We start from the raw sequence: 13,620 nt of genomic DNA, 5'->3' as shown, positions 1-13,620 counted from the left end.
CCAGCAGGGATGCTGGCTGAAAATTAAGAAGAGAATTTTCTGCAGTGTTTCAGGCAAAAAAAAATCCTTTGCCGAAGCAAAGGATTCTATATGGCAGGGGCGGAGAGACTCGAACTCGCGACACCCGGTTTTGGAGACCGGTGCTCTACCAACTGAGCTACGCCCCTAAAGTTTTTTGCCATTAAGCCTGCCAACAAGGCAGGCTTAATGTCTTAATAAGTGGCGGAACGGACGGGACTCGAACCCGCGACCCCCTGCGTGACAGGCAGGTATTCTAACCGACTGAACTACCGCTCCACCGAAGACTGCTGTAACCACCGGATTTATGCACCGGCTTACTACTTAATTTGATGCCTGGCAGTTCCCTACTCTCACATGGGGAGACCCCACACTACCATCGGCGCTACGGCGTTTCACTTCTGAGTTCGGCATGGGGTCAGGTGGGACCACCGCGCTAAAGCCGCCAGGCAAATTCTGTTAAATCTGTATCAAAGCTGAAATTTGATTGTCTGTCTCTCGTCCGCCGAAACAGCTTCGGCGTTGTAAGGTTAAGCCTCACGGTTCATTAGTATCGGTTAGCTCAACGCATCGCTGCGCTTACACACCCGACCTATCAACGTCGTAGTCTTCAACGTTCCTTCAGGACCCTTAAAGGGTCAGGGAGAACTCATCTCGGGGCAAGTTTCGTGCTTAGATGCTTTCAGCACTTATCTTTTCCGCATTTAGCTACCGGGCAGTGCCATTGGCATGACAACCCGAACACCAGTGATGCGTCCACTCCGGTCCTCTCGTACTAGGAGCAGCCCCCTCAATTCTCCAGCGCCCACGGCAGATAGGGACCGAACTGTCTCACGACGTTCTAAACCCAGCTCGCGTACCACTTTAAATGGCGAACAGCCATACCCTTGGGACCTACTTCAGCCCCAGGATGTGATGAGCCGACATCGAGGTGCCAAACACCGCCGTCGATATGAACTCTTGGGCGGTATCAGCCTGTTATCCCCGGAGTACCTTTTATCCGTTGAGCGATGGCCCTTCCATTCAGAACCACCGGATCACTATGACCTGCTTTCGCACCTGCTCGAGCCGTCACTCTCGCAGTCAAGCTAGCTTATGCCATTGCACTAACCTCCTGATGTCCGACCAGGATTAGCTAACCTTCGTGCTCCTCCGTTACTCTTTGGGAGGAGACCGCCCCAGTCAAACTACCCACCAGACACTGTCCGCAACCCGGATTACGGGTCTACGTTAGAACACCAGCCATTAAAGGGTGGTATTTCAAGGTTGGCTCCACGCAGACTGGCGTCCACGCTTCAAAGCCTCCCACCTATCCTACACATCAAGGACCAGTGTTCAGTGTCAAGCTATAGTAAAGGTTCACGGGGTCTTTCCGTCTTGCCGCGGGTACACTGCATCTTCACAGCGAGTTCAATTTCACTGAGTCTCGGGTGGAGACAGCCTGGCCATCATTACGCCATTCGTGCAGGTCGGAACTTACCCGACAAGGAATTTCGCTACCTTAGGACCGTTATAGTTACGGCCGCCGTTTACCGGGGCTTCGATCAAGAGCTTCGCGTTGCCGCTAACCCCATCAATTAACCTTCCGGCACCGGGCAGGCGTCACACCGTATACGTCCACTTTCGTGTTTGCACAGTGCTGTGTTTTTAATAAACAGTTGCAGCCAGCTGGTATCTTCGACTGATTTCAGCTCCACCCGCAGGGGCTTCACCTACATATCAGCGTGCCTTCTCCCGAAGTTACGGCACCATTTTGCCTAGTTCCTTCACCCGAGTTCTCTCAAGCGCCTTGGTATTCTCTACCTGACCACCTGTGTCGGTTTGGGGTACGATTTGATGTTACCTGATGCTTAGAGGCTTTTCCTGGAAGCAGGGCATTTGTTACTTCAGCACCGTAGTGCCTCGTCATCACACCTCAGCGTTAAAAGGTACCGGATTTACCTGGAACCTCCGCCTACATGCTTAAACCGGGACAACCGTCGCCCGGCTAACATAGCCTTCTCCGTCCCCCCTTCGCAGTAACACCAAGTACAGGAATATTAACCTGTTTCCCATCGACTACGCCTTTCGGCCTCGCCTTAGGGGTCGACTCACCCTGCCCCGATTAACGTTGGACAGGAACCCTTGGTCTTCCGGCGAGCGGGCTTTTCACCCGCTTTATCGTTACTTATGTCAGCATTCGCACTTCTGATACCTCCAGCATGCCTCACAGCACACCTTCAACGGCTTACAGAACGCTCCCCTACCCAACAACGCATAAGCGTCGCTGCCGCAGCTTCGGTGCATGGTTTAGCCCCGTTACATCTTCCGCGCAGGCCGACTCGACCAGTGAGCTATTACGCTTTCTTTAAATGATGGCTGCTTCTAAGCCAACATCCTGGCTGTCTGTGCCTTCCCACATCGTTTCCCACTTAACCATGACTTTGGGACCTTAGCTGGCGGTCTGGGTTGTTTCCCTCTTCACGACGGACGTTAGCACCCGCCGTGTGTCTCCCGTGATAACATTCTTCGGTATTCGTAGTTTGCATCGGGTTGGTAAGCCGGGATGGCCCCCTAGCCGAAACAGTGCTCTACCCCCGAAGATGAGTTCACGAGGCGCTACCTAAATAGCTTTCGGGGAGAACCAGCTATCTCCCGGTTTGATTGGCCTTTCACCCCCAGCCACAAGTCATCCGCTAATTTTTCAACATTAGTCGGTTCGGTCCTCCAGTTAGTGTTACCCAACCTTCAACCTGCCCATGGCTAGATCACCGGGTTTCGGGTCTATACCCTGCAACTTAACGCCCAGTTAAGACTCGGTTTCCCTTCGGCTCCCCTATACGGTTAACCTTGCTACAGAATATAAGTCGCTGACCCATTATACAAAAGGTACGCAGTCACACCACGAAGGTGCTCCCACTGCTTGTACGTACACGGTTTCAGGTTCTTTTTCACTCCCCTCGCCGGGGTTCTTTTCGCCTTTCCCTCACGGTACTGGTTCACTATCGGTCAGTCAGGAGTATTTAGCCTTGGAGGATGGTCCCCCCATATTCAGACAGGATACCACGTGTCCCGCCCTACTCTTCGAGTTCACAACCTGTGTGCTTTCGTGTACGGGGCTGTCACCCTGTATCGCCGGACTTTCCAGACCGTTCCACTAACACACAAGCTGATTCAGACTCTGGGCTGCTCCCCGTTCGCTCGCCGCTACTGGGGGAATCTCGGTTGATTTCTTTTCCTCGGGGTACTTAGATGTTTCAGTTCCCCCGGTTCGCCTCGTTAACCTATGTATTCAGTTAACGATAGTGTGACGAATCACACTGGGTTTCCCCATTCGGACATCGCCGGGTCAAAGGTTCATATCACCTCGCCGGCGCTTTTCGCAGATTAGCACGTCCTTCATCGCCTCTGACTGCCAGGGCATCCACCGTGTACGCTTAGTCGCTTAACCTCACAACCCGAAGATGTTTCTTTCGATTCACCATCGACTTGCGAAAATTTGAGAGACTCGAACACACCATTAAAGATGTGTCGTTTCAATTTTCAGCTTGATCCAGATTTTTAAAGAGCAAAACTTCGCAGTGCACCTTTTCAGGTTCACTCTGAAGTTTTCTTGTGTTCGCAGTAAAAGATGGTGGAGCTATGCGGGATCGAACCGCAGACCTCCTGCGTGCAAAGCAGGCGCTCTCCCAGCTGAGCTATAGCCCCATCGTGTGTAATCTCTGTACCGCTCATCCTTTAAAAGGAGTTTGGTAGGCCTGAGTGGACTTGAACCACCGACCTCACCCTTATCAGGGGTGCGCTCTAACCACCTGAGCTACAAGCCTGCAGAGATTTTTACTGCTGTTTTTCATCAGACAATCTGTGTGAGCACTACAAAGGCAGATTCTTTAAGGTAAGGAGGTGATCCAACCGCAGGTTCCCCTACGGTTACCTTGTTACGACTTCACCCCAGTCATGAATCACAAAGTGGTAAGCGCCCTCCCGAAGGTTAAGCTACCTACTTCTTTTGCAACCCACTCCCATGGTGTGACGGGCGGTGTGTACAAGGCCCGGGAACGTATTCACCGTAGCATTCTGATCTACGATTACTAGCGATTCCGACTTCATGGAGTCGAGTTGCAGACTCCAATCCGGACTACGACGCACTTTATGAGGTCCGCTTGCTCTCGCGAGGTCGCTTCTCTTTGTATGCGCCATTGTAGCACGTGTGTAGCCCTACTCGTAAGGGCCATGATGACTTGACGTCATCCCCACCTTCCTCCAGTTTATCACTGGCAGTCTCCTTTGAGTTCCCGGCCGAACCGCTGGCAACAAAGGATAAGGGTTGCGCTCGTTGCGGGACTTAACCCAACATTTCACAACACGAGCTGACGACAGCCATGCAGCACCTGTCTCAGAGTTCCCGAAGGCACCAATCCATCTCTGGAAAGTTCTCTGGATGTCAAGAGTAGGTAAGGTTCTTCGCGTTGCATCGAATTAAACCACATGCTCCACCGCTTGTGCGGGCCCCCGTCAATTCATTTGAGTTTTAACCTTGCGGCCGTACTCCCCAGGCGGTCGACTTAACGCGTTAGCTCCGGAAGCCACGCCTCAAGGGCACAACCTCCAAGTCGACATCGTTTACGGCGTGGACTACCAGGGTATCTAATCCTGTTTGCTCCCCACGCTTTCGCACCTGAGCGTCAGTCTTTGTCCAGGGGGCCGCCTTCGCCACCGGTATTCCTCCAGATCTCTACGCATTTCACCGCTACACCTGGAATTCTACCCCCCTCTACAAGACTCTAGCCTGCCAGTTTCGAATGCAGTTCCCAGGTTGAGCCCGGGGATTTCACATCCGACTTGACAGACCGCCTGCGTGCGCTTTACGCCCAGTAATTCCGATTAACGCTTGCACCCTCCGTATTACCGCGGCTGCTGGCACGGAGTTAGCCGGTGCTTCTTCTGCGGGTAACGTCAATCGACAAGGTTATTAACCTTATCGCCTTCCTCCCCGCTGAAAGTACTTTACAACCCGAAGGCCTTCTTCATACACGCGGCATGGCTGCATCAGGCTTGCGCCCATTGTGCAATATTCCCCACTGCTGCCTCCCGTAGGAGTCTGGACCGTGTCTCAGTTCCAGTGTGGCTGGTCATCCTCTCAGACCAGCTAGGGATCGTCGCCTAGGTGAGCTGTTACCCCACCTACTAGCTAATCCCATCTGGGCACATCTGATGGCAAGAGGCCCGAAGGTCCCCCTCTTTGGTCTTGCGACGTTATGCGGTATTAGCTACCGTTTCCAGTAGTTATCCCCCTCCATCAGGCAGTTTCCCAGACATTACTCACCCGTCCGCCGCTCGTCACCCAGGAGCAAGCTCCCTGTGTTACCGCTCGACTTGCATGTGTTAGGCCTGCCGCCAGCGTTCAATCTGAGCCATGATCAAACTCTTCAATTTAAGTTTGATGCTCGTGAATTAAACTTCGTAATGAATTACGTATGTTCACTCAGAGACTTGGTATTCATTTTTCGTCTTGCGACGTTAAGAATCCATGTCACTTTGAGTGCCCACACAGATTGTCTGATAAATTGTTAAAGAGCAGTGCAACGCGGCTTTCGCTCACCGTTGCGAGGTCCCGTATATTACGTTTTCCTCATTCAGAGTCAAGCGATTATTTTTGCTTTTCTCTGCCGGCGTTCATCTCTGAACCCCGCTAACCCGGCGGCCTGTAAGCCGTTGTTCCGTGTCAGTGGAGGCGCATTATAGGGAGTTCTCAGACGTTGACAACCCCTCTTTTAAAAAAAACTTTCAACCGTCTCTTTTTTGCTCAAAACCGTGCTACAGCGCCAGTTTTTCGAGCGTTTCAAAGCCATAACGGCGTAAAACGGGTAAAAGTTGCTCAGTCTCTTTCGTGATGGCCATACAAAACGCGATATTCGCATCGGTAGATTTCGCATCCGGCGCTTCATGCTCCAGCAGCCAGGCCGTGCGACGGGCGATAGCCGCGCCGGAATCCACCAGGCGCGTCCCCTCCGGCAACACCTCTAATAGCTCTTCCTGTAATAGCGGGAAGTGGGTGCAGCCCAGCACAACGGTATCCGGAGGTTCGGGCATCCGCAGCCACGGACGAAGAATACGACGCAGCTCGTCGAGTGATACCGCTTTTCCATGCAGCTTCGCTTCAGCCATCTCCACCAGCTCAGCCGAACCCAGCATCGCAATCTGGCATTCGTTAGCAAAACGGTCGATCAGCTCGCGGGTATAAGGACGCTTTACCGTGCCTCGCGTTGCCAGCAAACCCACAATGCCGTTCGCCGTCAGGCGTGCGGCAGGCTTTATCGCAGGAACAACGCCCACAACCGGGAACTGGAATTTTTCACGCAGGGCGGGAAGAGAAACGGTGCTCGCCGTATTACAGGCAATGACGGCCAGCGCAAGGGGATAGCGCTTTTGTACCGCGGTGACGATTTCAACCACACGCTCAACAATAAAATCTTCGCTCTTTTCCCCATACGGGAAAGCGACGTTATCGAAGGCGTAGATGTAATGGAGATCCGGCAGGAGATGCCGAATCTCATCATAGACCGAAAGCCCACCGACGCCGGAATCAAACACCAGCACGGTGGGACGCGGATTAGAAGGTGTAGCTGCCAGACAAGGTGTATTCCCGTCCTGCAGTTTGGTAGCCATAAACTGTCTCGTAATCTTTATCGAACAGGTTGGCTATTTTACCACGAACGGTGAGATGTGAGGTGACAGGATACGAAACTGCGACATCCCACAGGCTTACACCGCCCATTTTTACTTTCTCAGACGGATAAGTACCAAAATCGGTGTCATAACGCGTACCGAGATAGTGATAAGTCAGGCTCCAGTCGAAATCATAGATCTGAGTGTCGAGCTGATATTTCACCTGCTGCTTAGCACGACGGTCCAGAAGTTCGTTGGTTGCGGCATTGCGGGCATCCACATAGTCGTAGCCTACAGTATGCGTCAACGGGCCCGTATCAAATGATGCTGTCGCTTCAACACCTTTAATGCGCGCTTTACCGACGTTGTAATATTGCTGGAGGTTATTATTGAAGTCGATGAGATTATCAACGTCATTACGGTAGCCAGAGACGCGCCAGCTCACGCCCGCTGTCAGGCCTTCAAACGCACCTTCCCACTGCTTGCTCTCTTCGGGATCAAGATGGTCATTGCCATAGAAACCATAGAGTTGACCCAGATTCGGTGCTTTATAGGCCGTACCATAAGAAGCAACGAAGCGGTAACCCTCCACGAACTCCCAGGCCGCACTACTTTGCCAGGTGCCATGGCGACCGAACTGAGAGTTGTCATCGCTGCGAACCGCTCCTTCCAGAGTGAAGTCACCAAACTGCTGCAACCCGGTCAGGTAAACGCCGGTGTTACGCAGGTCGTAGCCGCTGGTCACGTAGTTTGTACCCGGCTCGGTGCTCTGCTTCTGCCAGTCAACGCCCGCGCCAATGTTCCCATGGCCAACGTCAACGGAGTTCAGCCACTGGACGTTGTACTGTTTGATTTCATCCAACGTGGCTGTTGAATCGTAGCGGCCTAAATTTGGGTCGTAGTTATAGTCCTTGCTGTGGCTATAGCTGGTGAGCAGCTGTGAATGGAAGATGTCATCGTTGAAGCGCAATCCTGCATCCCAGGTCTGACTATAGAGCTGGCGGGTATCGACCAGTACGTCAGGGGTAAATGAACTGTAGTAACCGTCGTAGGCAGTACGGTTGCTATAGCCAAAGCCGCGAACAAATCCGCTCCACTGCTCCGAGAATGCGTGATCCACTGCACCATAGAGCGTTTTATTCATAAAGCCGTCGCGATCGGTCTGGGCAAGGCCACCATTGTTGCCGTCCGCAACCACATCAAACCCTTTGGTATAGGTGTAATCACCCGCAAGCGTGACGCGCGTGCTGTCGCCCAATGTTTGCTGAGTACTGCCGCCATAATTCTGATAACCATGCGACCCTGCACCTGCGTTCAGCGTGGTACCGTCCTTCGCGCGAGTGGTAATAATGTTTACGACTCCGCCGATCGCGTCCGAGCCGTATACCGCCGAACGCGGTCCACGAACATATTCGATACGCTGCACCAGGGAGATCGGGAACTGGCTGAGATCGGATGACCCCGTGACGCCCGCCTGGTTAAGGCGGATCCCATCAACAAGGATCAGGACGTGGCTGGAGTTGGTGCCACGTATAAAGAGAGAAGAGAGTTGCCCCATCCCACCACTTTGCGCCGTATCCACGCCAGGCAGGCGACGCATAACATCCAGGACTGAGGTTGATTGCCAACGGTCAATATCGGCACGCGTAACAACGGAGGTTGCAGCCAGAATAGTTTTTTCAGGTTGTTCAAAACGATTTGCCGTCACCACCAACGAGTCGGCGCTATCCTGCGCCCAGCCCGAAAATGCCGTGACGGACAACGCCGTCAACAGCGATACTTTTTTAATCATTGTTAAAGCATCCACAATATAAGAAGGATGCCGCAGGCCTCATCGATAGCACGCGATGATGAAACCAAATGCGACGTGATCCCGGCAGGTCTTCGGGCTAGGTGGCTATATAAGGATGAAGACTTCCCATTTTCACAGTGTCTACAACGCTCATCCCGCCAGACTTTACCGCTGCGCGTCAGCTCCAGATTTACACTGGATTCCCTTTTCACTCTCAGGAGACCGGAAACAGAATGCTACAATTAGACACGTATGGATGTCCAGACAGCTATTGCCCATTAAATCTGGACATCCCCTGAACAATGCCTACAATCCCCGCGTAATTCTTTATCATTCAGGACGCATCATGACCCCAGAACACCTCCCGACAGAACAGTACGACGCGCAGCTGGCAGAGAAAGTCGTCCGCCTGCAAAGTATGATGACGCCTTTCAACGCGCCCGTTCCCGAGGTGTTCCGCTCTCCCGTCAGCCACTACCGCATGCGCGCCGAGTTCCGGATCTGGCACGACGGCGACGACCTGTACCACATCATTTTCGATCAGCAGACGAAATCCCGTATTCGCGTGGACAGCTTTCCGGCGGCGAGCGAGCTCATTAACCAGTTGATGACGCTGATAATGGACGGCGTGCGCAACAATCCGGTACTGCGTAACAAGCTGTTCCAGATTGACTACCTGACCACGCAAAGCAATCAGGCAATTGTCTCTCTGCTGTATCACAAAGCGCTTAACGACGAGTGGCGCGAGCAGGCAGAAGCGCTGCGCGATGCGCTGCGCGCGCAGAACATCAACGTTCACCTGATTGGCCGCGCGACAAAAACCAAAATCATGCTGGATCAGGACTACATCGACGAGCGCCTGCCGGTGGCAGGTAAAGAGATGGTGTATCGTCAGGTCGAGAACAGCTTCACCCAGCCGAATGCCGCGATGAACGTGCAGATGCTCGAGTGGGCGCTGAAGGCGACGGAAGGGTCAACGGGCGATCTGCTTGAGCTCTACTGCGGTAACGGCAACTTCTCCCTGGCGCTGGCGCGTAACTTCGATCGCGTTCTGGCAACGGAAATCGCCAAGCCGTCGGTGGCTGCCGCGCAGTACAACATCGCCGCTAACCATATCGACAACGTGCAGATCGTTCGTATGGCCGCAGAAGAGTTCACGCAGGCCATGAACGGCGTACGCCAGTTTAACCGTCTGGAAGGGATCGATCTCAAGAGCTACCAGTGTGAGACAATTTTTGTCGACCCGCCGCGCAGTGGCCTGGACAGCGAAACCGAGAAGATGGTGCTGGCGTACCCGCGTATTTTGTACATCTCCTGTAACCCGGAGACGCTGTGCAAGAACCTCGAAACATTAGGCCAGACGCACAAGGTTGAACGTCTGGCGCTGTTCGATCAGTTCCCGTATACGCACCATATGGAGTGCGGCGTTTTACTTACCGCACGGTGATCTGTAGGCCGGATAAGCATAGCGCCATCCGCGTTTTGGCAGGTGGCGCTTCGCTTACCTGCCCTACAAATAATTCATTACTCTGGTAACTGGCTCTTACGGCTACGCATGCGCGAGCCAATCCAGAACACCAGCGCCACAGACAGTACCGCAGGGAAGAAGTTAGAGCCGATATCCGGATATTCCGCGCGAACCACCGTGCTATATAGCAATACCCCCAGAATAAAGCAGGCAGCGGCCAGCCCCGGTAACCCCACCGGCATGGTGCGGTTCAGGTAACGTTGATGCAGGCAGTAAACCGTCAGCACCAGCGCAATAAGCGGGAAAATCGAAAATGGAACGATTGAGCTAAAAATAGCGGCAAACGTACCATTAATGGATAAGCCAGCGATCAATGCCAGCAACAGCGTCCCTTTATCCTGACCTGACTGTTTCATTACTCACCTTCACTCTTCGGTTTGATGTGCCAGTTTCTCTTGTTCACGGCGATACCAGTAGTACGCGCCTTTGGAGATCATCCTGAGCTGCAATACCAGCCGCTCTTCGAGCTGCTTGCGTTGTTCAATGCTGACATCCAGCGCTTCGGCACCCGCGCTGAAAACAATCGTCACCATCGCCTCAGCCTGTGCTTCAGTAAACGCACGCGGCATATGGTTTTCGAGTTCAAGATAGTCGGCAAGTTCCGCGATGAAGTGCTGAATTTCACGCGCGACGGCGGCACGAAACGCCGCCGATGTGCCCGAACGCTCGCGCAGAAGCAGACGAAACGCGTTGGGGTTATTGCCGATAAATTCCATAAAGGTCGATACGGAGGTGCGGATCACGCTGCCCCCTTTGGCGATACGCTGACGCGCCTGGCGCATCAGCTGGCGCAGCATCAGACCGCTCTCGTCGACCATGGTCAGGCCCAGTTCATCCACATCACGGAAATGACGATAGAAGGACGTTGGCGCAATACCGGCCTCGCGTGCGACTTCGCGCAGGCTCAAACTGGCAAAACTCCGCTCAGCACTCAGTTGACTGAATGCGGCTTCCACCAGCGAACGCCGGGTTTTCTCTTTTTGTTGTGCTCTTACGCCCATCACGATAGTTGAATCCTTCCAAAGGCCTGATGGCACTATACCAGAGAATAAAATTAATCTGTTTGCCTGGCTTTGTGAATGATTGTTTACGTGCGGTTTGTGCCCCACTGCCCGAAAAAAGCACAACGATAATTGGGTTACTCTGCCAATGATGTTATGATTCTGTTGCTTTTATGTATAAGAACAGGTAAGCCTTACCATGCCACATTCCTACGATTACGACGCAATAGTTATTGGTTCCGGCCCCGGCGGCGAAGGTGCTGCTATGGGTCTGGTGAAACAGGGAGCCAGAGTAGCGGTCATCGAGCGCTACCATAATGTCGGCGGCGGTTGCACCCACTGGGGCACCATCCCTTCGAAAGCCCTCCGCCACGCCGTTAGCCGCATTATCGAATTTAACCAGAACCCTCTTTACAGCGACCACTCCAGACTTCTTCGTTCATCCTTTGCTGACATCCTGAATCACGCGGATACCGTTATTAACCAGCAGACACGCATGCGTCAGGGATTTTATGAGCGTAACCACTGTGAAATTTTGCAGGGCAACGCGCATTTTGTGGATGAACACACCCTGGCACTCGAATGCCACGACGGTTCGGTTGAAACCATCACGGCTGAAAAATTTGTGATTGCCTGCGGCTCACGCCCTTACCATCCGGCCGACGTGGACTTCTCGCACCCGCGCGTCTACGACAGCGACTCGATTCTGAGCCTGCACCATGAACCCCGCCACGTCATTATCTATGGCGCAGGGGTCATTGGTTGCGAATATGCGTCGATCTTCCGCGGAATGGACGTCAAAGTTGACCTGATCAACACCCGTGACCGCCTGCTGGCGTTCCTCGATCAGGAGATGTCGGACTCCCTCTCCTACCACTTCTGGAACAGCGGCGTGGTGATTCGCCACAACGAAGAGTACGAGAAGATTGAGGGCTGTGACGACGGGGTGATCATGCACCTGAAGTCCGGTAAGAAGCTGAAAGCAGACTGCCTGCTGTATGCCAACGGTCGTACCGGCAACACCGATTCACTGCAGCTGGAAAATATCGGGCTTGAAACCGACAGTCGCGGTCAGCTGAAGGTCAACAGCATGTATCAGACCGCCCTGCCGCACGTTTACGCGGTCGGCGATGTGATTGGCTACCCAAGCCTGGCCTCAGCCGCTTACGACCAGGGACGCATTGCCGCACAGGCGCTGGTAAAAGGCGAAGCGACGGCGCACCTGATCGAAGATATTCCGACGGGCATCTATACCATCCCGGAAATCAGTTCTGTCGGGAAAACCGAGCAGCAGCTGACGTCAATGAAGGTGCCTTACGAGGTGGGACGTGCCCAGTTTAAACATCTGGCGCGGGCGCAAATCGTGGGGATGAGCGTGGGAACGCTGAAGATCCTGTTCCATCGCGAGACCAAAGAGATCCTCGGCATTCACTGCTTTGGTGAACGCGCGGCGGAAATCATTCATATCGGCCAGGCGATAATGGAGCAGAAAGGCGGTGGTAACACCATTGAGTACTTCGTTAACACCACCTTTAACTACCCGACCATGGCGGAAGCCTATCGGGTAGCTGCGCTGAACGGCTTAAACCGCCTGTTTTAACGCGCTGTCGAAATGGCCATCCATCGAACCACGGATGGCCTCTGCCAGCTGCTCATAGCGGCTGCGCAGCGGTGAACCCGGACGATACACCAGGCCGATAGTGCGACGCGGCTCCGGCTTAATGCACGGCAGATAAACCACGCCATCACGCTTACGCTCGCGCGGCACGGCCAGCGCAGGCAGCAGCGTAATACCGCTTCCCGCCGCGACCATATTACGCAGCGTTTCCAGGCTGGTTGCGCGGAAATGGGTATCCTCATCCGCACCCGCTTCAAAGCAAAAGCCCATCGCCTGATCGCGCAGGCAGTGGCCATCTTCCAGCATCAGCAGCTTTTCACCGGCCAGATCGGCCATCGGCACGCGATCGCGGTTCGCCCACGGGTGATCTTCATAGATCGCCAGCATCATCGGCTCATCGAACAGCGGCACTTCAATAAAGGCTTCACTCTCTTTCACCAGCGCCAGAATGGCGCAGTCGAGCTTGCCGCTGTCTAGCTGCGCCAGCAGCTGATGGGTCTGCGCTTCATGCAGGTACATTTCGAGTTTCGGGAACGTCTGGTGCAACATCGGAATGATGTGCGGCAACAGGTACGGGCCAACGGTTGGGATCAGGCCGATATGCAGCGGGCCGGACATTGCCTCCCCCTGCTGGCTTGCCATTTCCTTGAGCACTTTGACCTCGCGCAGCACGGTGCGCGCCTGATCCACCAGCAGCAGACCTGCCTGTGTGAACAGAACCTTACGACTGGTGCGCTCCAGCAGCATCACGCCCAGCTCGTCTTCCAGCTTGCGGATCTGACCGCTCAGCGTGGGCTGGCTGACGTGGCAGGAGTCTGCCGCGCGGCGAAAGTGACGATGCTCGGCTAACGCTACCAGGTATTCAAGATCACGAATATTCATTATTCATCCTCCGTCGCCACGATAGTTCATGGCGATAGATAGCATAGCAACGAACGATTATCCCTATCAAGCATTCTGTTGAATAATACACCACATAGACGAGGCGGCACGTGTTTGACCCTTGACGTCCCCG

At 53.8% G+C, this 13,620-nt stretch carries 7 protein-coding genes, 4 tRNA genes, 3 rRNA genes and 1 riboswitch; of the genes, 2 read left to right on the top strand and 12 right to left on the bottom strand.

Annotated features, from left to right (window positions below):
• Positions 1 to 91 precede the first annotated feature (91 nt).
• The 9 genes from ACJ69_RS17820 to btuB form a co-directional block, all read right to left on the bottom strand.
• Positions 92 to 167: transfer RNA gene (locus ACJ69_RS17820), tRNA-Trp, on the bottom strand.
• A gap of 53 nt (positions 168 to 220) precedes the next feature.
• A tRNA-Asp gene (locus ACJ69_RS17815) sits at positions 221 to 297 on the bottom strand.
• A gap of 55 nt (positions 298 to 352) precedes the next feature.
• A 5S ribosomal RNA gene (gene rrf, locus ACJ69_RS17810) occupies positions 353 to 468 on the bottom strand.
• 76 nt (positions 469 to 544) lie between these two features.
• Positions 545 to 3,448 (bottom strand): 23S ribosomal RNA (locus tag ACJ69_RS17805).
• 181 nt (positions 3,449 to 3,629) lie between these two features.
• Positions 3,630 to 3,705 (bottom strand) — tRNA-Ala (locus tag ACJ69_RS17800).
• A gap of 42 nt (positions 3,706 to 3,747) precedes the next feature.
• Positions 3,748 to 3,824: transfer RNA gene (locus tag ACJ69_RS17795), tRNA-Ile, on the bottom strand.
• Positions 3,825 to 3,893: 69 nt separating this feature from the next.
• Positions 3,894 to 5,433, bottom strand: a 16S ribosomal RNA gene (locus tag ACJ69_RS17790).
• The 16S, 23S and 5S rRNA genes sit together here with 4 tRNA genes alongside, the layout of an rRNA operon.
• A 381-nt stretch (positions 5,434 to 5,814) precedes the next feature.
• The gene (murI, locus tag ACJ69_RS17780) at positions 5,815 to 6,666 is read right to left on the bottom strand and encodes a glutamate racemase (RefSeq protein ID WP_023309660.1); all 852 of its coding nucleotides are present in this window, start codon (positions 6,664 to 6,666) and stop codon (positions 5,815 to 5,817) included.
• Positions 6,611 to 8,458: a TonB-dependent vitamin B12 receptor BtuB gene (btuB, locus tag ACJ69_RS17775; protein ID WP_059347428.1), complete on the bottom strand. Its 1,848-nt coding sequence runs from the start codon at positions 8,456 to 8,458 to the stop codon at positions 6,611 to 6,613. The genes murI and btuB overlap by 56 nt, the downstream gene beginning before the upstream one ends.
• A 66-nt stretch (positions 8,459 to 8,524) precedes the next feature.
• Positions 8,525 to 8,700, bottom strand: a riboswitch (cobalamin riboswitch).
• A 104-nt stretch (positions 8,701 to 8,804) separates the two neighbouring features.
• Here btuB and trmA point away from each other — a divergent pair.
• Complete coding sequence (gene trmA, locus ACJ69_RS17770) at positions 8,805 to 9,905, top strand: tRNA (uridine(54)-C5)-methyltransferase TrmA (protein ID WP_059347426.1); 1,101 nt, start codon at positions 8,805 to 8,807, stop codon at positions 9,903 to 9,905.
• 77 nt (positions 9,906 to 9,982) lie between these two features.
• Here the strand turns inward: trmA and ACJ69_RS17765 are convergent, their stop codons facing one another.
• Positions 9,983 to 10,342, bottom strand: coding sequence for a YijD family membrane protein (locus ACJ69_RS17765; protein WP_008501783.1), 360 nt, complete (start codon positions 10,340 to 10,342; stop codon positions 9,983 to 9,985).
• Positions 10,343 to 10,351: 9 nt separating this feature from the next.
• Positions 10,352 to 10,990, bottom strand: coding sequence for an HTH-type transcriptional repressor FabR (gene fabR / locus ACJ69_RS17760; protein ID WP_008501784.1), 639 nt, complete (start codon positions 10,988 to 10,990; stop codon positions 10,352 to 10,354).
• 196 nt (positions 10,991 to 11,186) lie between these two features.
• On the opposite strand from fabR, the gene sthA reads away from it, so the two are divergent.
• Complete coding sequence (gene sthA, locus ACJ69_RS17755) at positions 11,187 to 12,587, top strand: Si-specific NAD(P)(+) transhydrogenase (RefSeq protein WP_008501785.1); 1,401 nt, start codon at positions 11,187 to 11,189, stop codon at positions 12,585 to 12,587.
• Here sthA and oxyR read toward each other — a convergent pair.
• Entirely contained in the window at positions 12,570 to 13,487 is a 918-nt protein-coding gene (gene oxyR / locus ACJ69_RS17750) for a DNA-binding transcriptional regulator OxyR (protein ID WP_023309664.1), read from the bottom strand. The genes sthA and oxyR overlap by 18 nt on opposite strands.
• Between the last annotated feature and the right edge of the window lie 133 nt (positions 13,488 to 13,620).

Origin of the sequence: Enterobacter asburiae, from assembly GCF_001521715.1 — a bacterium.
Taxonomy (GTDB): Bacteria; Pseudomonadota; Gammaproteobacteria; order Enterobacterales; family Enterobacteriaceae; genus Enterobacter; species Enterobacter asburiae.
Note: the sequence above shows the minus strand (reverse complement) of the source record. Positions and strands in the feature narration are given on the sequence as shown.

Coding starts and splice junctions, on each gene's coding strand:
- ACJ69_RS17765 (WP_008501783.1), bottom strand. CDS start 10,342: ATGAAACAGTCAGGTCAGGATAAAGGGACGCTGTTGCTGGCATTGATC.
- sthA (WP_008501785.1), top strand. CDS start 11,187: ATGCCACATTCCTACGATTACGACGCAATAGTTATTGGTTCCGGCCCC.
- trmA (WP_059347426.1), top strand. CDS start 8,805: ATGACCCCAGAACACCTCCCGACAGAACAGTACGACGCGCAGCTGGCA.
- murI (WP_023309660.1), bottom strand. CDS start 6,666: ATGGCTACCAAACTGCAGGACGGGAATACACCTTGTCTGGCAGCTACA.
- btuB (WP_059347428.1), bottom strand. CDS start 8,458: ATGATTAAAAAAGTATCGCTGTTGACGGCGTTGTCCGTCACGGCATTT.
- oxyR (WP_023309664.1), bottom strand. CDS start 13,487: ATGAATATTCGTGATCTTGAATACCTGGTAGCGTTAGCCGAGCATCGT.